An 18,549-nucleotide genomic window follows, 5' to 3' on the forward strand; every position below is an offset into this window, starting at 1 on the left:
CCGTCCCGGCCCACAGGAACGGGATGGCGCTGCGACGATCAGGATTTCGGCTGCGTCTCAACGAAGCTCGGCAGAGCCTCGATGCGCTGCCACCAGTCGGCGATACCTTCCGACGCAAAGAGCGCGTCCTTGTCCGGCGTCATCGTGACGTAGGCGATGACCGGCGCGAGATAGAGATCAGCGAGGCTGAGCTCGCCGGCGATGAAGGGTGAGGATCCGCGGATCTTCATGAGATAGTCGATCAGTTTCCGCCCCGTCTCGATTCCGGACTTGCGCATGTCCTCGTTCTTGCCGCCAACGAAGTCGGGGAAGAGGTGATAGGCGGCGACGCCGCCGACGAGGGCGTTGTAGCCGTAGGAATCGATCAGCCCGATCGTCATGTCCATCCGGGCCCGGTCGCGGGCATTGCCGGGGGTCAGCGACTTTCCCGGCAGCACGTCGTCGAGATAGCGGGTGATCGCCGACGTCTCGATCAGGCGAAGGTCGCCGTGATCGAGTACCGGCACCTTGCCGAAAGGATGGCGCGCCAGATGCTCGGGCTTTTGTGGCTCTCCGGCGAGGACGTCGACAGGAACCTGCTCGTAGTCGGTGACGTCCTTCTCCGCGAGCAGCATCTTGACGGTGCGCACATAGGTGGAGCCGTCGAAGCCCCAGAGCGTGATGTCGGCCATTGTTTCTCTCCCTTGGCATGATGGTCGACACGGGTTTATAGGCGGGCGCATTCGCCCGGCATCCCGCACACGCCGATGTGAGCAGTCCTGCGGCCGGACTTTCGGTTACCAAGGCGCACTAGGTTCGTTGCACCAGCACTGATTTCCCCTATGGCCTCTGACGCCGGAATGTTGTAGGGAACCCCAAAGCGCGGTGGACCGGCTCGTCACGAGCCGACGCCTCCAATGGCTTCGGGCGAAGAACAGGCGGGCGGCAACGTCCGGTCATGCTCCGAAACTGAAGCCAGGTCATGATGGCATTCGCTACCCTGACAGCAAGTTTTGTGCGAAATAGCGTCCGACGCTGCCGATGCGGCGGGACCTGTCTACGTTAGGATTTTTTTTTGAGAGTCGAAGTTCGCGACAACAACATCGATCAGGCCCTCCGCGTCCTGAAGAAGAAAATGCAGCGCGAAGGCGTGTTCCGCGAGATGAAGGCACGCTCGTTCTTCGAGAAGCCTTCGGAGAAGCGCGTTCGCGAGAAGGCAGCGGCCGTCAGCCGCGCCCGCAAGAACGCCCGCAAGCAGCTGCAGCGCGAAGGCCTGCTGCCGAGCCCGAAGAAGAAGGTGTTCGAGCGCGGCGCTCCCGCCCCTCGCACCTGATCCTGCCGCGCCTTTCGGGGCGCGTGGGCACTTGATCCAATTCAACAGCGGACACACCGAAGATCGGCTGCGATCCTCGGTGTGTCCGCTGTTGTCGTTTTCAGATTGCCCTGCCGACCGGCAGGGGTTTGTTACCACGGGCGCATGCGCCCGGTTCTAGAAGGAATATCCCATGGCCCAGACCGGCACCGTCAAGTTCTTCAACATGAGCAAGGGTTTTGGCTTCATCACCCCGGACAACGGCGGCGCCGACCTGTTCGTTCACATCTCGGCTGTCGAGCAGTCCGGCATGTCCTCGCTCTCCGACAACCAGAAGGTTTCCTTCGACGCCGAGCCGGACACCCGCGGCAAGGGCCCGAAGGCCGTCAACCTTCAGGCGCTCTGAGCGCCTTCAGGTACCCACCCAGATTACAACCCGCTGGCAGAAATGCCGGCGGGTTTTTTGTTGCCGTTACGGTGTGGAAATCCGCTGGGGACGGAGAACAATTTCGTTGGTTTCACAACGCGTTGCAGCGGGTTCACAAAACCGCATCCGCCATGCAACTCCAAAGCGTTAACGCCCGTTAATCTGCGACCGCGCTCCCGGCGCCTTGCAGGAACATCAGATGATCATCTCCTCGTCCCGCCGTCCCGCCACCCCTATCATTGCAGCCCCGATCTGGCAGATCGCCGCAACCGCCGCCGCCATGATGATGGTGGGAGCGATGGTTTTCATCTGAGGAAGGGGTGACCGAAGAGATGGCGCCGCCGGAGCCAGACCAGGAGGAGCCGGTGCCCGCCGAACCCGACCTCGAGTTCTCGCCACTCGGCGGCCTCGTCACGCGCGACGAGCGGACGGTTCAGGTGCTGATCTTCCGGATTGTCGGCAGCCACCGTGGCTGGGCCATGGAGGTCGTCGACATCAACAACACGACGACAAGCTGGGATACGCTCTTCGCGACGGAGCGTGAGGCCTACGAAGAATTCAACCTCGTTTTCGACGAAAAAGGGATTGCGGTCTTTCTCGGCCCGGATGAATTGGCGAACTGAGTTTTCGCTTCCTGCGAATCTGCCCACGAAAATAATGCCTTAATAGAAAGCATTTGTGCCGGCAGGCGTTTCAAAGCCTGCCGGCGATTCCCTTACTCTTCGGCGTAGCTGTCGTCTTCCTCGTCGTCGTCCGACTTGAAACCCTCGCGCCAGAGATCGAATTCATCCGTTCCCTTCTCGTAGGGATTGGCGGAGATGCGCTCGCCGTCGGAAGCGGCGATCTTGCCCTCTTCGAAGGGACCTGCGTCTGCGTTCGACATGAAATGATCCTGTAATTGGAGCCGTGATGCTCGCAGGAATCACCGAACCGGCCTGCGGTTCCCTCGCGAGCGCAAAGCAACGCGATCGTTTTTAAAAAAGTCGTTGGCTGCGCCATGGTTGATGGTTCTGCGCGGTCTTGGAACTGCGCCCTCAGGCCAGCAAAACGCACCTGCCGGCCTGCCAAAGGCGATGCAGAAATGACGCACCATCAGAGGCTTAACGAGAAGCGCTCATTCCTATTAAGCTTCTGTTAACCACACCGGCGGCATCGTGTCCTTGTCCAGCAAGGAGGCCAAGATGAGCAACCGATACGCACCGAACGAAGCGGTCTGTCCCATCCCATACGAACTCTTGGCCTTGCTGCTCCGGTCGAACGCCGAGCGGGTGAGGGAAGTGGTTCTGCAGCTGTCGCCGACCCATCGGGCCAGCCTTGCAGTCTTTGCTTTCGGCCGGTCGCATATGCGCTCGCTCGGGCTCACCGTGGCGTCGGCTTGCGACGAACACTCGCTGGCCGAGGTGGCTGGCGTCGCCGGCGAGGTCCTGTTCGAGCAGTCGCGCGGCGCCCAGACCCCCGAGCTCGACACCGCCAGCCGTCATCGCCGTCCGATCTCGCTCGCCCGCGTCGCCTGATACCTGCCACCTGCCCGCTGTCACCGTTCAGGCGAGCTTTGCGATGGTCAGGGGATCGCGCTCCCCATCGAAATACTGGTCGAGCGCTTCCTGGAAGATCGTTTCTTCCGGCACGGCCTCGGCGAACAGCGTCATCGACGAGCGAAACTTCATGTCGTCGGGCGTGCCGAAGATCGCATGCGCGCTTCGCCCGTTCACCGCGCAGACGAGGCGCACCGCCTGGCGTAGCCGGGCGCCGAGCACGCCGTCGCCGAGATAGGCCCGCGCCTCCGCGAGCGAGCCGAGCGCAAAGCGCTGGGCCATGTCGCTCTGGCCGAGGCCGGCGATCTGCGGAAACACGAACCACATCCAGTGGCTCGCCTTGCGCCCTTGCCGCAGTTCGGCAAACACCGCATCGATGACCGGATCCTGCGCCGCGACGAAGCGGCTGAAATCATAGGCGGCCATTAGCTCTTCCTCCCTTGAGCATTGAAGCAGGCGTCCTGGCGCGCAGCGGCAGAGTAACGACGGTGCCTGAAGCAAACGCCGTCAGAACCGTTTCCCGTGCCACCACGCACCGGACACCATCGGTGCTGGCAGGTATCTGGCGCAGATCGACGGAAAAGGCATCCAAACGGCGGCGGCGACGTTGTGCGGGCAGGACGAGCCGGACGCACGGTTCGGTTCGCTTGACCTTGCCGGTCCCTCGGGGATCGGCCGACAGCCTGGAGAAGCAGCATGAAGATCCCCAAGGGAGCCACCGTCGCCGTCCTCGACGGCCAGAAGCTCAGCCTGTTCCACAACACCGGCGACGAGGCGAACCCTTCGCTGAAGGCGTCCGCTACCCCGACGATCAACACCGACAACAAGAGCGGCGGCGTCGGCCATCCCAGCAGCTCGGCCAACCCTTCGGATAGCCAGCAGGACGAGGACGGCTTCACCGCCGGCATCGCCGATTACCTGAACAAGCAGGCGATCGAGGGCAAGATGAAGGACCTCGTCGTGATCGCAGCACCGCGCGCGCTCGGCGAGCTGCGCAAGCACTATCACGCAAAGCTCAAGGACATTCTGGCCGGCGAGCTCTCCAAGGACCTGACGGGCCAGAGCAGCGACGCCATCGAAAAGGCGATCGCCGCCGCCTGATCAAGGCAGCCGCGACGAGATGAAAAAGGACCGCGCCCGACGCGGTCCTTTTTCTATGCGCATATCAAAGACGGCTCACCCCTGGCGGCGGGCGTGTACGCTGTCAGGCGCAACCAATCGTGCCGCACCGCCGACGTCGATGGCGGCGACCGTCCGCTCCACCGTCTCCTCGACCACCGACAGATGCCGCAGCATCGCCTGTGCGGCGCCCTCGGGATGGCCGTCGATGATGGCCGCGACGACGAGGCCATGTTCCCGCTGCGAGCTCTCGATCCGGTGCAGCGCCTCGAACTGCAGGCGCCGAAACGGCTGGAGGCGCCGCTGCACCGACTGCACCAATCCTTCAAGAAAGGCGTTGTGCGCGCCGGAATAGAGGCTCTGGTGGAAGCGGTCATTGTGCAGGCGGTAGGGCTCGATGGCGCCGGCCTCGACCAGCGCGGCACCTTCCGCATGCAGCACGGCCAGCGCGTCGCGCTCAGCGCCGGTCATGGCTTCGGCCGACATGCGCGCGCAGAGGGCCTCGAGCTCGCCCATCACGCGGAACATGTCGTGCAGCTCCGCATCGGAAATCTCGGTCACCACCGTCCCGCGGTGCGGACGCGAACAGGCAAGCCCGATGGTTTCGAGCTGGCGGAGGGCTTCGCGGATCGGCGTGCGCGACACCGCGAACTCCTCGGCGAGCGAAGTCTCGTCCAGCGCCTCGCCGGGCCGGAGAATGCCGTGCACGATCCGGTCGGACAGAACCTCACGGATCATCTCGGCCTGGGTGCGTTTCGGCGCGGGGGGCTTGGGGCGTCTGGCCATGGACTGCGTCAGGCCGGATTCGCCTTCGACGCGACATAGGCCCGCCAGCCGCCAAACTGGGTGACCTCCAGCGCCCCCTCGACCGCAGCCGACTCGCAGATGAAGCCGGACACCAGCGTGCCGTCCTCGAGCGTCAGCTTGCCGATGCCGAGCGGCTGCGGAATGCCGGCGACGAAGCGCCCGAAGCCGGCGGCGTCGAGCGACCAGACCTCGACCGCCAGGCCCGGGCCATCGAACCCCGGCGCGCGGATGAGGCCGGGCTTCGGCGGGACGGTGCCGGCGAGGGCGTAGAGGCGGTAGTCGCCGGCCGTCTTCGTCTCCCGCACGAGGCGGCCGCCGAGCGCCGTCAGCTCGCGGTTCAGCGGCATGCCGGTGAGATGCGCCCCGACCACCACGACGAAGAGGCGGTCCTCCGGTAACGCGGGCACGGTCGGTGGAACGAGGTCGCGGTCGAGGCCGGCGCCAGTGCCGGCCGACGCGTGGAGAAGCGCGGCGAAAGGAGCGAGCGCCGCGTCGGTATCCTCAGGCGCGACTAGCTGCACGCCGAAGGGCAGTCCGGCCGGCGTGAACCCGGCGGGCACGGCGATCGCCGCGCAGCCGAAGAAGTTGGCGAAGTTGGTGAAGCGGCCGAAACGCGCGTTCAGCGCCACCGGATCGGCGCGCATGGCCTCGACGCTCTGGATGTCGGGCGAGGTCGGCAGCAGCAAGGCATCGACCGCGTCCCAGCTCGCCTCGGCCTGCCGCCGGAAGGCTTCGAGCCGGTACTGTCCGTCGAACGCATCAACCGCCGTCATGCCGCGCGCCCGCTCGATGATGCCGCGCACGGTCGGATCGAAGGATTCCGGGTGGGTGCCGAGGAAGGCGGAGACGGCGTGCAGCCGCTCGGCGACCCAAGGCCCCTCGTAGAGGAGGGCCGCCGCCTCGCGGAACGGCCGGTAGTCGAACTCGACGATCTCCGCCCCGGCTGCCCGGGCGCGCTCGATCGCGGCGTCGTAGAGCGCGCGGTAGGCCACATTGCCGAAGAACTCGCGCTCGGCCTCCGTCGGAACGCCGAGCCGGAGCTTGCCCGGAAGGGTCACGGCGCCGAAGCGGCGGGCGTAGACGTCGGCGGCATCAAACCCTTCCGCCACCCGCCGCGCCGCGTCGGCATCGGCAACACCGGCGGCGAAGATGGTGACGACGTCGATCGACCGGCAGGCCGGCACCACGCCGGTGGTGGGTATCCGGCCGGGCGAGGGTTTCAGGCCGACGATGTTGTTGAAGGCGGCGGGGACGCGGCCCGACCCGGCGGTGTCGGTCCCGAGCGAGAAGGCGGCAAGCCCCGCGGCCACGGCGACGGCCGAGCCCGAGGACGAGCCGCCGGAGACATAGGCCTCGTCGAAGACGCAGCGCGGCGCCCCATAGGGCGAGCGCGTGCCGTTGAGGCCAGTGGCGAACTGGTCGAGATTGGCCTTGCCGACGAGGAGCGCGCCGGCCGCCACCAGCCGGGCCACCACGGTGGCGTCGGCGTCCGGCACATAGGCGAAGTCCGGGCAGCCGGCGGTCGTTGGCAGGCAGGCGACGTCGATATTGTCCTTCACGACAAAGGGCATGCCCCAGAGCGGCAGTGAATTCGGCTCCGGCGCCCGCGCCACCAGCGCACCGGCCGCCGCCCGCAGCGCGTCCGGCGACACGCGCGTGATGAAGACGGCGGGGTCGGCGCCATCGAGGCGCGGCAGCAGCGCCTCCACCAGCGCCAGCGGGGTCAGGCCATCGTCATAGGCCTGACGCAGCCGGGCAAAATCGAGGATGGGGGGAAGCTGGGTCATATCCGGACTTTCGGCATTGCAAGGCATGGGCTCAAGGCACGGGCTTCAGGGGTCGGCTAAGGGGTGGGCCCAAGGGTTGGGCATGGTCGTTGACGGTGGGAAAGAGCGAGTTCAGTCCGCATCCAGCAAGCGCACCGGCGCAGCCCAGGAGATCAGCACGGTGCAACCTTCCTCCGACCAGACGCGGTGCCGGCTGCCGGTCCGGTTCAGGACGACGTCGCCGGTGCGGTAGGTGCCGTGCTCGTCGCTCTGGCTGCCCGACAGGACGCAGATCGTCTCGAGCCCGGTATGCTCGTGCCGGGGTACCGAGGCGCCGGGCCGGTAGCGCAGCAGCGCTAGGGCCGGCCCGGTCCCTGCCTCGGCCCGCTGCAGGTGACAGATCTCGACACCCTCGCGGAAGGGCTCGTAGGCCGCCTTGGCGAACCCGCCGGTGAGGAGGGCGGGAAACAGCAGCGGGACGCTCATGGCAAGGCCTCCAGAAGGGCGTCGACGGTCGCGGTCCAGCCTACGATCCCGCCCTGGGCGCGGATCATCTCCAGCGTCGCTTGCTTGAAGGCGGGAAAATAGCTGGCCGTGGCGTCCTCGGCGAGGATGCAGTCATAGCCGCGGTCGTTGGCCTCGCGCATCGTCGTCTGCACGCAGACCTCGGTGGTGACGCCGGCGAGGACGAGCTGGGTGAGGCCGCGGCGCTCGAGCTCGGCAGTGAGATCCGTGGCGTAGAAGGCGCCCTTGCCGGGCTTGTCGAGGACGGTCTCACCGGGCAGCGGCGCGAGGGCCGGCACGATCTCGGCGCCCGGCTCGCCGGCGATGAGGATGCGCCCCATCGGGCCGGGATCGCCGATGCGCTGCCCCGGCGTGCCGCGGGCGCGCTTGGCCGGCGGGCAGTCGGAAAGGTCCGGCCGGTGGCATTCGCGGGTGTGGAGGATCGGCAGGCCCGCCGCGCGAAAGCCGGCGATGAGCCGGGCCACGGCCGGCACGATGGCGTTGACCGGTCCGACGTCGTTGCCAAGGCTTTCGCCGAAGCCGCCAGGCTCGAGGAAGTCGCGCTGCATGTCGATGACGATGAGGCCGATGCGAGCGGCGTCGAGCGGGAAGGGCGAGGGCAGAGCGGAAGCGACCAGCATCACGCGTGCCCCGCCATGGCGCGGCCGATCACATAGGGATCGGCGCCGGCGCCGCCCGGTGTCTCGAACACGATGCGGCCCTCGAACATCACCAGGATCCGGTCGGACAAAGCGACGACCTCGTCGAGATCCTCGGAGACGAGGAGAACCGCGGTGCCGCGGTTGCGGGCGGCGAGGATTTCCGCGCGGATGTCGGCCACGGCGCCGAAATCGAGGCCGAAGCAGGGATTGGCGACGACCAGGAGATCGGTCGCGCCATCGAGTTCGCGCGCCAGCACCGCGCGCTGCACGTTGCCGCCGGACAGCGTCGCGATCGGCGAGGAGGGCGACTGCGTCTTGACCGAATAGGCCGCGATCAGCCGCTCGGCAGCCGCGCGCATCGCGCCGCGGTCGAGCAGCCGGCGGCGGCGACCGGAGGGAGCGCGGTCGAAGGCGCGGAAGGCGAGGTTGTCCGAGACGCTCATCGTGCCGACGCAGGCATTGCGCAGCGGCTCCTCCGGCAAGCAGCGCACCTTCATCGCCTGCGCTTCCCGGCGGCTGGCGCGGTAGGGCTTGCCTTGCACGCTGAGCGCGCCTGAGGTGACGGGCGTCTGGCCGGACAGGACCTCAACCAGCGTCGTCTGGCCGTTGCCGGAAATGCCGGCGATGCCGACGATCTCGCCGGCCGCGACCTGCAGGTGCTCGATGCGGATCGCGCCGCGCTGATCGGGAAGCCCCGCCTCCAGCGCCGCGGCTTCCAGTACCGCGGACGATGCCGGCATTTTGGCGCGCTCGGGAAAATCGGTGAGGTCGCGCTCGCCGATCATCAGCCGCGCCATCGCGTCGATCCCAAGATCGGCCACCCGGCCCTTGCCGACCTCGCGGCCGCGGCGCAGCACCGTCACCCGGTCGCAAAAGCTGGTGACCTCGGCGAACTTGTGGGTGATGAGAAGCACCGCCATGCCGCTGCTGCGGGCGAGATCGCGCAGGAATGAGAGCACCTCCTGCGCCTCGCCCGGCGTCAGCACCGAAGTCGGCTCGTCCAGCACCAGGACACGCGAGCCGAGATAGAGCTGCTTCAGGATTTCCGTCTTCTGCCGCTCGCCGGCCGACAGGCGGTCGACAGGAGTGTCCATCGGCACCTTCAGCGGCATGGTCGCCATGAAGCTCTCGAGCCGGCGCCGCTCGGCAGGCCAGTCGATCAGCGTCGGCACGTCGGCGCCGGCCATCACGAGGTTCTCGAGGACGGTCATCGAGGGGACCAGCGTGAAGTGCTGGTAGACCATGCCGATCCCGAGCCGCCGCGCGTCGCGCGGCGAGGCGATCGTCTGCTCCCGCCCGTCCAGCACCACGGCACCGGCCTCCGGGCGGTAGTAGCCGAGGATGGATTTGACCAGGGTCGACTTTCCCGCCCCGTTCTCGCCGAGCAGCGCGTGGAACTCGCCCGGCATCAGCGCGATCGAGACGTCGTCGAGCGCGGTGAAGGCGCCGAAGCGCTTGGTGAGCCCGATCGCCTCCAGCAGCGGACGGGTCGGCGCGGACCCGTCCGCCGCCGTCTCGTCCAGCGCCTCGGGGCGGGAGAGGGCGCTCACGCCGCCGGTCCCGCCGGCGTGTCGGCGAGGCCGTCGATCAGCGCAGCGCTGGTTGCCACGGCGCCGAAGACTCCGCCCTGCATCGTCACCATCTTGATCGCCGCGTCGTGGTTGCCCCTGTCGGTCGCCCCGCAGCAATCCTCGAGGATCACGCATTCGAAGCCCCGGTCGTTCGCCTCGCGCATGGTGGTGTGGACGCAGACGTCGGTGGTGATGCCGGTGAGGATGAGGTTGCGGATGCCGCGGGCATTGAGGATCAACTCGAGGTCGGTCGCGCAGAACGAGCCCTTGCCCGGCTTGTCGATCACCACCTCGCCCGGCAGCGGCGCTAGCTCGGAAATGATCTCCCAGCCTGGCTCGCCGCGCACCAGGATGCGCCCGCAGGGTCCGCTGTCGCCGATCCCCGCGCCGATCTGCTTTGAGCGCCAGCGCTTGTTGGCGGGGAGGTCAGCAAGGTCCGGCCGGTGACCCTCGCGGGTGTGGATGATCGGGTAGCCGCCCGCGCGCATCGCGGCGAGCACCGCCCGGATCGGCTCGATCGGCGCGCGGGTGAGCGACAGGTCGTAGCCCATCGTGTCGACATAGCCGCCGACGCCGCAGAAGTCGGTCTGCATGTCGATGATGACGAGCGCCGTGTTGTCTGGCCGCAGGCTGCCATCGAAGGGCCAGCGGTACGGAGTGGAGGCGATGGTCCGGTGCACAGTCACGGTGTCCACTGTCTCGTCTCCCCTCACTCGGCCGCGAGCTTCAGCGGTCCGCCATAGAGGCGGGTCGGCGCGGGGAAGCCGCAGGGCGTGCCGTCGGTCACCTTCACCGCGTCCTCGTAGGGCAGGCGGTAGGTGCCGGCGACGAGGTCCTCCATGTAGGTGTAGGGGCAATCGCCGGCGCCGCCCTTCACTGCGACGTAGCCGCGATGGGCGAACTGGTAGGGGTTGTTCTCGACGCCCCAGCCGAGGCGGGCCTCCCGCACGAGGTCGGGCCGCACCTCGGCCGAGATGATCTCATCGACCCGGCCGGAGGTGCCGTGCGCGATGACGGTGCCGTCGAAGTTGACGATCATGCCCTCGCCCATGGAATCGAACGAGCCGTCCGAGCCGCACATGCAGACATTGGCGGTGATCATCAGGTTGGAGAAGGCGTTGGCCTGGTTGGTGAAGCGCCAGGACTGGCGGATCGGCGCGGTGTAGCCGGCCGTGCGCAGCATGATCTCGGCGCCCTTATAGGCGCATTCATGCGCCATTTCCGGGAACATGCCGTCATGGCAGATGATCAGCGCGAGCTTCGCGCCTTTCGGGCCGTCGATCACGGGAATGCCGAGATTGCCCGGCTCCCAAGGCTCGACCGGGACCCAGGGGTGAAGCTTGCGGTAGTTCAGGCGGATCTCGCCGGTGTCGTCGATGATGAGGCCGGTATTGTAGGGCATGCCGCCGGGGTTCAGCTCCATGATCGAGAAGCAGCCCCAGATCGCGTTGTCGCGGCAGGCTTTTGAGAAGGCCGCGACCTCTGGTCCGTCGATCCGGCACATGATCTCCGGATTGGTGTCCATGGAGAGGCCGTGCAGGGCGTATTCCGGGAAGACGACGAGGTCCATCGTGCCAAGATTGCGCCGGGCCTTGGCGACCATCTCGACGATCCTTTCCGTCTGCCGGGCGAGATCCGCGGGGGTGACCACGGTGGGAAGCTGCAGCTGCACGCAGCCGATGACGACGCCGTGTTCCGACTTGTTCAGTCCGCCGAGACCGTTCATGCGGGTTGCTCCTATTTCGTGATGGACAGCTCGCGCGGGGCACCCTCGAGGGCGCGCCGCGGCGAGGAGGTGAGGATGAGGATGATAAGGGTGAGGACGTAAGGGGCGGCGTAGAAAAGGTAGTAGCCGCCGGTGACGCCGACCGACTGGAGGGCGGGGCCGAGCGCCCCGGCGCCGCCGAAGAGGAGGGCCGCCGCAAAGCAAGCGACCGAGTTCCACCGTGCGAAGATGACGAGCGCGACGGCGATGAGGCCCTGGCCCTGCGAGATCCCCTCGTTCCAGGAGCCGGGATAGTAGAGCGAGAGATAGGCGCCGGCGACGCCGGCCATGAAGCCGCCAAAGGCGGTGGCGAGGATCCGCACCGGCAGGATCGCGTAGCCCATGGCGCGGGCGGCATCGGCGCTGTCGCCGACCATGCGCAGCACAAGGCCGATGCGGGTGCGGCGGAAGACGAAGCCGAGGCCGAAAGCGATGGCGATGCCGATCGGGAACAGCGGGCTGATCTGCAGCGCCGCCTTCACCGCCGGCTGGCTGGTCCAGAAGCCGAGGTCGATCGACGGCAGCATGGGCGCCGCCGGCTGGATCAGCGGCTTGCCGAAGAAGAAGGCGAGCCCCATGCCGAACAGCATCAGCGCGATGCCGACGGCGATGTCGTTGACGTTGCGCAGCGAGCAGAGCGCGCCGTGCAACAGGCCGAACAGCACGCCGCAAAGGCCGGCGGCGAGGACCCCGAGCCAGGGCGAGCCGGTATAGAGCGAGCCGCCATAGCCGGCCATCGCGCCGAAGACGAGCGTGCCTTCGAGCCCGAGGTTGATGCGCCCGCTCTTCTCCGTGACGCATTCGCCGAGGCTGACGAAGAGGAAGGGGACGGAGACACGGATGGCGCCGCCGAGAATGGCGACGGCGACGCTCCAGAGGCCGAGATCATCGCTCATGCCGAAGCTCCCGCAGGCTGGCCGCGGCGGCGCACAAGGCGGCCCGCAAAGGTCTCGGAGACGAGGATCGACAGGAAGAGCAGGCCCTGCAGCACCAGCATGGTCGCGTCCGGCAGGCCCATCCGCCGCTGCACCAGGCCGCCGGAGGCCTCGATGCCGCCGATCAGGATCGCCATCGGGATGATCGCGAGCGGGTTCTGCCGGGCGAGGAAGGCGACGAGGATGCCGGTATAGCCGTAGCCGGCGATCAGCGAGGCATTGGCCGAGCCTTGCACGGCGGCGACGTCGATCATGCCCGCGAGCCCCGCCGCCGCGCCCCCCGCCACCGCGAAGGCGACGACGAGCCGGCCGACCGGCAAGCCCTGCACGGCCGCCGCGCGCGCATTGCCGCCGGCGATGCGGGCGGCGAAGCCGAAGGTCGTGCGCTGGATGACGAAGGCGGCGGCAAGGCAGGCGACGACGCCGACCGCAAACCCCCAGTGGACGTCGATCCCCGGTATCGTCCCGAGCTTCAGCTCGGGCCCGAGCGGCGCGGTCGAGGGCTTGTTCAGCGAGGCGGGGTCGCGCAGCGGCCCTTCCACCAGATGGTTGAAGACGGCGATGGCGATGTAGGCGAGGAGCAGCGAGGAGATCGTTTCATTGACGCCGCGCCGGTGGCGCAGCCAGCCGGCAAGGCCAATCCAGATCCCGCCGGCCGCCATGCCGCAGACCGCCATGGCCGGAAGCGCAAGCGCGGCCGGGACCCCGGCCATCAGCGTGCCGCCCGCCGCCGCGGCGAGCCCGCCCAGGACAAACGCTCCCTCGCCGCCGATGACGACGAGGCCGAGCTGCGCCGGCAGAGCGACGCAGAGCGCGGTGAGGAGCAGCGGCGCCGCCCGCTGCAGCGTGTTCGCCACCGAGAAAGCGGTGCCGAAGCCGCCGCGCCAGACCAGCTGGAAGAACTCGGCCGGCGACTTGCCGAGCGCCGCGATGAAGACCGCGAAGACCGCAAAGCCCACGAGGATGGCAAGGACCGGCAAGGCCACGGCCTCGATCCGCCGGGCCGCGACCTCGGACAGCGCGGCGCCGCCGAGCCGGGCCACCGGGGAGGAGAGGGGTAGGGTCATCTTGCCGGTCCCGCCCTCGCTCAGTTCGTCGAGCCGATGACGCCCTCGACGAGGTAGTCCATGCTCTCCAGCTCGATCGCGGTCTCGGGATAGCGGGCGCCGGCGGCGACGACCTCCTTGCCCTTGTTGTCCTTCAGCGGTCCCTGGATGACGGCATAGCCGCCCTTCATCATCTCGGCCCGCACCGCGTCGGCCTGTTTGCGGGCGGGCTCGCCGACCATCGCGCCGTAGGGGCTCGACTTGACGAAGCCTTCCGCCAGACCGCCGCGCAGGAAGTTCGGCAGCGCCTCGCCCGCCTGCGCCTTCTCGACGAAGGAGCGGTAGACGTTCTCCCAGTTCCACTCGGCGCCGGTGAGGTAGTGATCGGGCGCGAGCGCGGCCTGGCTGGTGTGGTAGCCACAGACGAAGGCGCCGCGGCCGGCGGCCGTCTGCGTCAGCACTTTCGGGCCGTCGACATGGCTGGTGATGACGTCGATGCCCTGGTCGACGAGGGCGTTGACGGCTTCCGCTTCCTTGACCGGCATCGACCAGTCGCCGGTGAAGATCACCTGGGTGGTGATCGAGGGATCGACCGAGCGGGCGCCGAGGGTGAAGGAGTTGATGTTGAGGAGCACCTGCGGGATCGGCTTGGCCGCGATGAAGCCGAGCTTCTTCGACTTCGTCTGGTGGGCGGCGATGATGCCGGAGAGATACTGCGCCATGCCGATATAGCCGAAATAGGACCCGGCATTCTTCGGGTCCTTGTCGCTCCAGAGGCCACCGCAATGGCGGAACTGCACCTCGGGATTGGCGGCGGCGACGTCGAGCACGAAGGGCTTGTAGTAGCCGAACGAGGTCGGGAAGATCAGCTTGGCGTCGTCGAGCTCGACCATCGACTGCATCGAGCGCACCACCGCCTCGCTCTCCGGCACGTTCTCCTCTTCCAGCACCGTGACGCCGGCCATCGCCTTCACCGCGGCGGCGCCCTGCGCATGCGCCTGGTTGTAGCCGAAATCGTCCTTCGGCCCGACATAGAGGAAGCCGATCGTCATGTCCGCGGCACGGGCCGGGCCCGCCCGCATGATGAGCGGGCTGGCAGCGAGAGCGGCGGCGCCGGTGAGGAAGCGGCGGCGGTGAAGCGGAAGGAGGGCCATGGCAAAATCCAATCTCGGGGTCCGATACGGGGATTGCATGCAATGACCGTGCCAACGCCGCATCCGGCTGTATTGGCTGGCTAATTAGTGGTTCGAGAGGAAGGCGCCGATCTCTTTTTGCTTGTTTTGTGGGCAGACAAGGGCGCGATCGCTGGCCGCTTGTGCAGTGTGGCAAGCTGTGTGGGGCCTGGCTTAGGGTGGCAGGTCTTTCTTCCCGGCGACGATCGCGGGGATGCAGGCGCCGCGGGTGGGAACTGCTGCGGGCTTGTGTATGCTCCAGCGATTCGGGTGGCCGACGGCACCCCTTCTCGCCGCGCACCGGCCGGCGGCCCGCTCCCCTCGCTACAGGAAGCCGATGTGCCTTTGACCCACCTTCTTCCGACGCCTGCACGCCACGGATCCGCTCCCGCCGAAGGCCGCCTTCTGCCGTCCGCGGGCGCTGTCGCTTGATCCCGGACCGGCGGATCATCGACTGTGCCGGGGTGATCGGCGCGCCGGCGCTCTCCCCCACTCTGCCGGCGCGCCTGGAGATTTCAGGTGGGTTGATCACGGACGTCGCCGCCTCCGCCTTTCCGGCTGAAGGGGGAAAGCCGCCGCGCCGCGTCGCGATGCCGGTGCTGGCCAACGCCCATGATCATGCGCGGCCGGTTCGCGCCAGCTCGTTCGGGGCGGGCGGCAAGCCGCTCGAGCTCTGGCTCAGCCATCTCGCGCTGCTGCCGCATGTCGATCCCTATCTGTCGGCCTGCGCCTCGCTCGGCCGCAGCGTCCTCGGCGGCGCCGGCGCGGTGATGGTGCACCACACACGGTTCCAGAGCGTCGGCCGGCTTCCGCAGGAGGCGGCCGAGACCGCGCGGGCGGCCCGCGACATCGGGGTGCGCATCGGCTTCGCCCCGGCGCTCCGCGACATCAACCCGCTGGTCTACGGCCCGGCCGATCCGGTTCTGGCGGCGCTGCCGCGGCCGGCGCGCGCGGCCATCGCCCGGCGCATCGCCGCGCCGCCGCCGACCGTCGCCGAGCATTTGCGGCTGGTCGACGACACCGCCGCGGCGGTCGGGGAGGGCGCTTGCGTGCAATACGGGCCCGCCGGCCCGCAGTGGTGCAGTCCGGCGCTCCTCGAGGCGGTCGCGGAGGCTTCGGCGCTGACCGGTCGGCGCGTGCACATGCATCTCCTCGAAACCCGCTACCAGCGGGCCTGGGCCGATGCCGCCTATCCCCAAGGCCTCGTCGCCTATCTCGCCGAGATCGGCCTCCTGTCGCCGCGCCTGACGCTCGCGCACTGCACCTATGCCCGGCCGGACGAACTGGCGCTGATCGCCGAGAGCGGCGCGACGATCGCCGTCAACACCAGCTCCAACCTGCAGATCCGCTCGGGCATCGCGCCGGTCGGCGACATGGTCCGGGCGGGATGCCGCATCGCCCTCGGGCTCGATGGCCTGGCGCTCGACGAAGACGACGACGCCTTGCGCGAAATGCGCCTCGCCAACCTCCTGCACCGCGGCTGGGGGTTCGACGCGGTGATCGCGCCCGAAGCGCTGCTCGACATGGCCATGCGGAACGGCCGGGCCTCGATCACCGGCGTTGACGCCGGCGGGCGGATCGCCGCGGGGGAGCCCGCCGATCTCCTGCTGCTCGACCTCGACCGGCTGGATGCCGATGCCCTCCTGCCCTGTTCGGATCCTTTGGACCTGCTGCTCGCCCGGGGTGTGAAGGCCGATATCGCGGAGATGATCGTCGGCGGCCGCACCATCCTCGCAGACGGTCGGCTGACCGGCATCGACCACTCCGCCGCGCAGCGCGAGCTGATGGACCGGCTGCGGCACGGCATCGGCGCGTCCGCCGACCTCGCCGCGGCCCTGCCGCATCTCGAAGCGGCGCTGGGCGCCCATTTCCGCGCCCCGCCTTGCTGCTGAAGTTCCGCCGGCCTCCCGCCGGCAGCCTGACCCGAGGAGACCGACCCTGACCGCTCCCGTCGCCCGCCTTCACCGCGTGCTCGCCGCCGCTCCCGACGATGTCTCGGGTCTTCAAGCCCTCGTGCGCGCCGGCCGTCTGGATCCCGCCGGCATCGTCGCGATCCTCGGCAAGACCGAGGGCAATGGCTGCGTCAACGATTTCACCCGCGGCTTTGCCACCCGCGCGCTGACGGATTTTCTGGCGGCCGAGATCGGCGAGGCCGCCGCCCGCGTGGTCCTCGTCATGTCCGGCGGCACCGAGGGCGCGCTCAGCCCGCACTGGCTGGTGTTCGAGCGTGCCAGCGACGCAGAGACTTCGGGGGCCGGCGGCATGTCGCTGGCGCTCGGCGCCGCCATCACGCCGGACCTATTGCCCGAAGAGATCGGCCGGATGGCGCAGGTCGATGCGGTCCGGGCCGGCGTCACCGCGGCGATGGCGCAAGCGGGGATCACCGATCCCGCCGACGTGCATTTCGTCCAGATCAAGTGCCCGCTGCTGACCTCGGCCCGGATCGCTGCGGCAGCCGAGCGCGGCGCTCCCTGCGCCACGGGCGATACGCTGAAGTCTATGGGCCTGTCGCGGGGCGCGAGCGCGCTCGGCGTCGCGTTGGCGCTCGGCGAGATCGACGCCGCAGCGCTCGGCGACAGCCGGATCGGGGCCGACATGAACCTCTATTCCGGCCGCGCCAGCACCTCGGCCGGGATCGAGCTGATGGGCCACGAGATCCTCGTTCTCGGCATGAGCGCAGCCTGGCGCGGGCCGCTGGCGATCGATCACGCGGTGATGGCCGACGCGATCGACGCCGAGCCCGTGCGCGCGGCGATGGCTAGGCTCGGCATCCCCGCCGGTGCCGGCTTCAGGGCGCTGCTCGCCAAGGCGGAGGCCTCGCGCAGCGGCCGGGTGCGCGGCAGCCGCCACACCATGAACGACGACAGCGACATCTCGGCCACCCGCCATGCCCGCGCCTTCGTCGCCGGCGTCCTTGCCGGCCTCGTCGGCACGACCGAGATCTTCGTTTCCGGCGGTGCCGAGCACCAAGGCCCGGATGGCGGCGGTCCCGTTGCGATCATTGCCGAGCGGATGCCAACGCGCTAATCGCGCCAGCCCCGCGTCGGCCGCCCCGCAGAGGGCGGCCGACGCGCTCTTCGCAGGGACGGAGGCTTCGCAGGGACGGAGGCTTCGCGGGGACGGTGGCCTTCGCGCGGGTCAGGCCCCGGCGCTGCTCCGGACGATCGCCATGATGCCGAGGAAGGAGGCGGCGACGTGGGCGCGCATCAGCCTCAGCGCCTCCTCGCCGTCCTGCGCGAGGATCGCCGAGAGGATCGCCCGGTGCTCGGTCCGCGAGCTCTGGATGCGGGCGATGCGGGCGCGGAACTGCGCGCCGCGCCAGGGCAAGGTGCGCAGGCTGATATCGGCGAGCGTCGCCGCCAAAACGGGGTTATGCGCGCCCTGGTGGATGGCGGCATGGAAGCGGGCATTGGCCTCGGCATAGTCGACGCCGTCCTCTTCGCCCTCCGCAACGATGGCTGTCAGCGCCTGGCGTTCGACCTCGGTCATCCGCAGCGCGGCCAGGCGCGAGACCAGCCCCTCGAGCTCGCCGACCGCCTCGAACAGCGCCTGCAGGGCCGAGGGCTCCATTCGCCGGACCACGAAGGCGCGCCGCGCCCCGCGCTCCGCGAGACCGGCCGCGCTGAGGCGTTGCAAGGCCTCGCGCACCGGGGTGCGGGAGACGCCGAAAGCCTCGGCCAGCGGCTGTTCGTTCAGGACGTCGCCGGGCCCGAGCTTTCCCTCGACGATCTGCTCGATCAGCGCGGAATGGATCTGATCCGCCCAGCCACGGGGTGTCTGCATATTATCTACTCGTGCTTATTATTTAGGCTTGCAATTGTATACACAACGCCATCAAAGTCGACATCAGAAGATCGGCAGCGGAAAGAGGTCGCCCAGAAGAGGCTTTCGACGGGCCCCGGCGATGCGGACCACCGAGCTTTTCCCGTCGCCGTCGCGCGATCCGGTC

Annotated in this window: 21 protein-coding genes; 7 read left to right on the forward strand and 14 right to left on the reverse strand. The window is 68.5% G+C overall.

Features of this window, described 5'->3' with window-relative positions:
• Nucleotides 1–38: 38 nt before the first annotated feature.
• Nucleotides 39–671, reverse strand: coding sequence for a glutathione S-transferase family protein (locus ACZLZY_RS04070; RefSeq protein ID WP_472932164.1), 633 nt, complete (start codon nt 669–671; stop codon nt 39–41).
• Nucleotides 672–1,054: 383 nt separating this feature from the next.
• Between ACZLZY_RS04070 and rpsU the strand changes: the two genes are divergently transcribed.
• The 3 genes from rpsU to ACZLZY_RS04085 all read left to right on the forward strand — a co-directional run bounded on the left by rpsU (nt 1,055) and on the right by ACZLZY_RS04085 (nt 2,341).
• A complete protein-coding gene (gene rpsU / locus ACZLZY_RS04075; RefSeq protein ID WP_472932165.1) occupies nt 1,055–1,312 on the forward strand; it encodes a 30S ribosomal protein S21 in 258 nt (85 codons plus the stop codon).
• A 172-nt stretch (nt 1,313–1,484) separates the two neighbouring features.
• The gene (locus ACZLZY_RS04080) at nt 1,485–1,697 is read left to right on the forward strand and encodes a cold-shock protein (protein WP_472932166.1); all 213 of its coding nucleotides are present in this window, start codon (nt 1,485–1,487) and stop codon (nt 1,695–1,697) included.
• 353 nt (nt 1,698–2,050) lie between these two features.
• Nucleotides 2,051–2,341 carry a hypothetical protein gene (locus tag ACZLZY_RS04085; protein ID WP_472932167.1) on the forward strand — a complete coding sequence of 97 codons (291 nt, stop codon included), beginning with the start codon at nt 2,051–2,053 and terminating at the stop codon, nt 2,339–2,341.
• A 92-nt stretch (nt 2,342–2,433) separates the two neighbouring features.
• Here the strand turns inward: ACZLZY_RS04085 and ACZLZY_RS04090 are convergent, their stop codons facing one another.
• A complete protein-coding gene (locus tag ACZLZY_RS04090) occupies nt 2,434–2,601 on the reverse strand; it encodes a hypothetical protein (RefSeq protein ID WP_472932168.1) in 168 nt (55 codons plus the stop codon).
• A 298-nt stretch (nt 2,602–2,899) separates the two neighbouring features.
• Between ACZLZY_RS04090 and ACZLZY_RS04095 the strand changes: the two genes are divergently transcribed.
• Nucleotides 2,900–3,232, forward strand: a complete 333-nt coding sequence (locus ACZLZY_RS04095) for a hypothetical protein (protein ID WP_472932169.1) — start codon at nt 2,900–2,902, stop codon at nt 3,230–3,232.
• Between the two features lie 27 nt (nt 3,233–3,259).
• Here the strand turns inward: ACZLZY_RS04095 and ACZLZY_RS04100 are convergent, their stop codons facing one another.
• A complete protein-coding gene (locus tag ACZLZY_RS04100) occupies nt 3,260–3,679 on the reverse strand; it encodes a DUF1810 domain-containing protein (RefSeq protein WP_472932170.1) in 420 nt (139 codons plus the stop codon).
• A gap of 270 nt (nt 3,680–3,949) precedes the next feature.
• Here ACZLZY_RS04100 and ACZLZY_RS04105 point away from each other — a divergent pair, with 270 nt between their 5' ends.
• Entirely contained in the window at nt 3,950–4,354 is a 405-nt protein-coding gene (locus ACZLZY_RS04105) for a host attachment family protein (protein WP_472932171.1), read from the forward strand.
• A 75-nt stretch (nt 4,355–4,429) separates the two neighbouring features.
• On the opposite strand, the gene ACZLZY_RS04110 is transcribed toward ACZLZY_RS04105, so the two are convergent.
• The 10 genes from ACZLZY_RS04110 to ACZLZY_RS04155 all read right to left on the reverse strand — a co-directional run bounded on the left by ACZLZY_RS04110 (nt 4,430) and on the right by ACZLZY_RS04155 (nt 14,582).
• The gene (locus ACZLZY_RS04110) at nt 4,430–5,158 is read right to left on the reverse strand and encodes a GntR family transcriptional regulator (RefSeq protein ID WP_472932172.1); all 729 of its coding nucleotides are present in this window, start codon (nt 5,156–5,158) and stop codon (nt 4,430–4,432) included.
• 8 nt (nt 5,159–5,166) lie between these two features.
• The gene (atzF, locus tag ACZLZY_RS04115; protein WP_472932173.1) at nt 5,167–6,966 is read right to left on the reverse strand and encodes an allophanate hydrolase; all 1,800 of its coding nucleotides are present in this window, start codon (nt 6,964–6,966) and stop codon (nt 5,167–5,169) included.
• Nucleotides 6,967–7,077: 111 nt separating this feature from the next.
• The gene (locus ACZLZY_RS04120; protein WP_472932174.1) at nt 7,078–7,431 is read right to left on the reverse strand and encodes a cupin domain-containing protein; all 354 of its coding nucleotides are present in this window, start codon (nt 7,429–7,431) and stop codon (nt 7,078–7,080) included.
• On the reverse strand, nt 7,428–8,090 hold the full coding sequence (locus ACZLZY_RS04125) for a cysteine hydrolase family protein (protein ID WP_472932175.1): 663 nt from the start codon (nt 8,088–8,090) through the stop codon (nt 7,428–7,430). Before ACZLZY_RS04125 ends, ACZLZY_RS04120 begins: the two co-directional genes overlap by 4 nt.
• Complete coding sequence (locus ACZLZY_RS04130) at nt 8,090–9,661, reverse strand: ABC transporter ATP-binding protein (protein WP_472932176.1); 1,572 nt, start codon at nt 9,659–9,661, stop codon at nt 8,090–8,092. The genes ACZLZY_RS04125 and ACZLZY_RS04130 overlap by 1 nt, the downstream gene beginning before the upstream one ends.
• On the reverse strand, nt 9,658–10,377 hold the full coding sequence (gene biuH / locus ACZLZY_RS04135; protein WP_472932177.1) for a biuret amidohydrolase: 720 nt from the start codon (nt 10,375–10,377) through the stop codon (nt 9,658–9,660). The genes ACZLZY_RS04130 and biuH overlap by 4 nt, the downstream gene beginning before the upstream one ends.
• Before the next feature lie 14 nt (nt 10,378–10,391).
• Nucleotides 10,392–11,408 carry a formamidase gene (locus ACZLZY_RS04140; protein WP_472932178.1) on the reverse strand — a complete coding sequence of 339 codons (1,017 nt, stop codon included), beginning with the start codon at nt 11,406–11,408 and terminating at the stop codon, nt 10,392–10,394.
• An 11-nt stretch (nt 11,409–11,419) separates the two neighbouring features.
• Nucleotides 11,420–12,343, reverse strand: coding sequence for an ABC transporter permease (locus ACZLZY_RS04145; RefSeq protein ID WP_472932179.1), 924 nt, complete (start codon nt 12,341–12,343; stop codon nt 11,420–11,422).
• Nucleotides 12,340–13,449 (reverse strand): ABC transporter permease, encoded by a 1,110-nt coding sequence (locus ACZLZY_RS04150; RefSeq protein WP_472932180.1) that lies wholly within the window; start codon nt 13,447–13,449, stop codon nt 12,340–12,342. The genes ACZLZY_RS04145 and ACZLZY_RS04150 overlap by 4 nt, the downstream gene beginning before the upstream one ends.
• Nucleotides 13,450–13,469: 20 nt before the next feature.
• Nucleotides 13,470–14,582, reverse strand: coding sequence for a BMP family ABC transporter substrate-binding protein (locus ACZLZY_RS04155; RefSeq protein WP_472932181.1), 1,113 nt, complete (start codon nt 14,580–14,582; stop codon nt 13,470–13,472).
• Nucleotides 14,583–15,028: 446 nt separating this feature from the next.
• On the opposite strand from ACZLZY_RS04155, the gene ACZLZY_RS04160 reads away from it, so the two are divergent.
• Both ACZLZY_RS04160 and atzD read left to right on the forward strand, forming a co-directional pair.
• Nucleotides 15,029–16,492, forward strand: coding sequence for an amidohydrolase family protein (locus ACZLZY_RS04160; RefSeq protein WP_472932182.1), 1,464 nt, complete (start codon nt 15,029–15,031; stop codon nt 16,490–16,492).
• 46 nt (nt 16,493–16,538) lie between these two features.
• Nucleotides 16,539–17,627, forward strand: a complete 1,089-nt coding sequence (gene atzD / locus ACZLZY_RS04165; protein ID WP_472932395.1) for a cyanuric acid amidohydrolase — start codon at nt 16,539–16,541, stop codon at nt 17,625–17,627.
• Nucleotides 17,628–17,738: 111 nt separating this feature from the next.
• Here the strand turns inward: atzD and ACZLZY_RS04170 are convergent, their stop codons facing one another.
• On the reverse strand, nt 17,739–18,383 hold the full coding sequence (locus tag ACZLZY_RS04170; protein ID WP_472932183.1) for a GntR family transcriptional regulator: 645 nt from the start codon (nt 18,381–18,383) through the stop codon (nt 17,739–17,741).
• Nucleotides 18,384–18,549 lie beyond the last annotated feature (166 nt).

This window comes from Mesocryomonas lacus (assembly GCF_055730135.2).

Coding starts and splice junctions, on each gene's coding strand:
- ACZLZY_RS04100 (WP_472932170.1), bottom strand. CDS start 3,679: ATGGCCGCCTATGATTTCAGCCGCTTCGTCGCGGCGCAGGATCCGGTC.
- ACZLZY_RS04080 (WP_472932166.1), top strand. CDS start 1,485: ATGGCCCAGACCGGCACCGTCAAGTTCTTCAACATGAGCAAGGGTTTT.
- ACZLZY_RS04140 (WP_472932178.1), bottom strand. CDS start 11,408: ATGAACGGTCTCGGCGGACTGAACAAGTCGGAACACGGCGTCGTCATC.
- ACZLZY_RS04170 (WP_472932183.1), bottom strand. CDS start 18,383: ATGCAGACACCCCGTGGCTGGGCGGATCAGATCCATTCCGCGCTGATC.
- ACZLZY_RS04095 (WP_472932169.1), top strand. CDS start 2,900: ATGAGCAACCGATACGCACCGAACGAAGCGGTCTGTCCCATCCCATAC.
- ACZLZY_RS04085 (WP_472932167.1), top strand. CDS start 2,051: ATGGCGCCGCCGGAGCCAGACCAGGAGGAGCCGGTGCCCGCCGAACCC.
- ACZLZY_RS04090 (WP_472932168.1), bottom strand. CDS start 2,601: ATGTCGAACGCAGACGCAGGTCCCTTCGAAGAGGGCAAGATCGCCGCT.
- ACZLZY_RS04125 (WP_472932175.1), bottom strand. CDS start 8,090: ATGCTGGTCGCTTCCGCTCTGCCCTCGCCCTTCCCGCTCGACGCCGCT.
- ACZLZY_RS04155 (WP_472932181.1), bottom strand. CDS start 14,582: ATGGCCCTCCTTCCGCTTCACCGCCGCCGCTTCCTCACCGGCGCCGCC.
- atzF (WP_472932173.1), bottom strand. CDS start 6,966: ATGACCCAGCTTCCCCCCATCCTCGATTTTGCCCGGCTGCGTCAGGCC.
- ACZLZY_RS04150 (WP_472932180.1), bottom strand. CDS start 13,449: ATGACCCTACCCCTCTCCTCCCCGGTGGCCCGGCTCGGCGGCGCCGCG.
- ACZLZY_RS04110 (WP_472932172.1), bottom strand. CDS start 5,158: ATGGCCAGACGCCCCAAGCCCCCCGCGCCGAAACGCACCCAGGCCGAG.
- ACZLZY_RS04070 (WP_472932164.1), bottom strand. CDS start 671: ATGGCCGACATCACGCTCTGGGGCTTCGACGGCTCCACCTATGTGCGC.
- ACZLZY_RS04105 (WP_472932171.1), top strand. CDS start 3,950: ATGAAGATCCCCAAGGGAGCCACCGTCGCCGTCCTCGACGGCCAGAAG.
- ACZLZY_RS04120 (WP_472932174.1), bottom strand. CDS start 7,431: ATGAGCGTCCCGCTGCTGTTTCCCGCCCTCCTCACCGGCGGGTTCGCC.
- ACZLZY_RS04145 (WP_472932179.1), bottom strand. CDS start 12,343: ATGAGCGATGATCTCGGCCTCTGGAGCGTCGCCGTCGCCATTCTCGGC.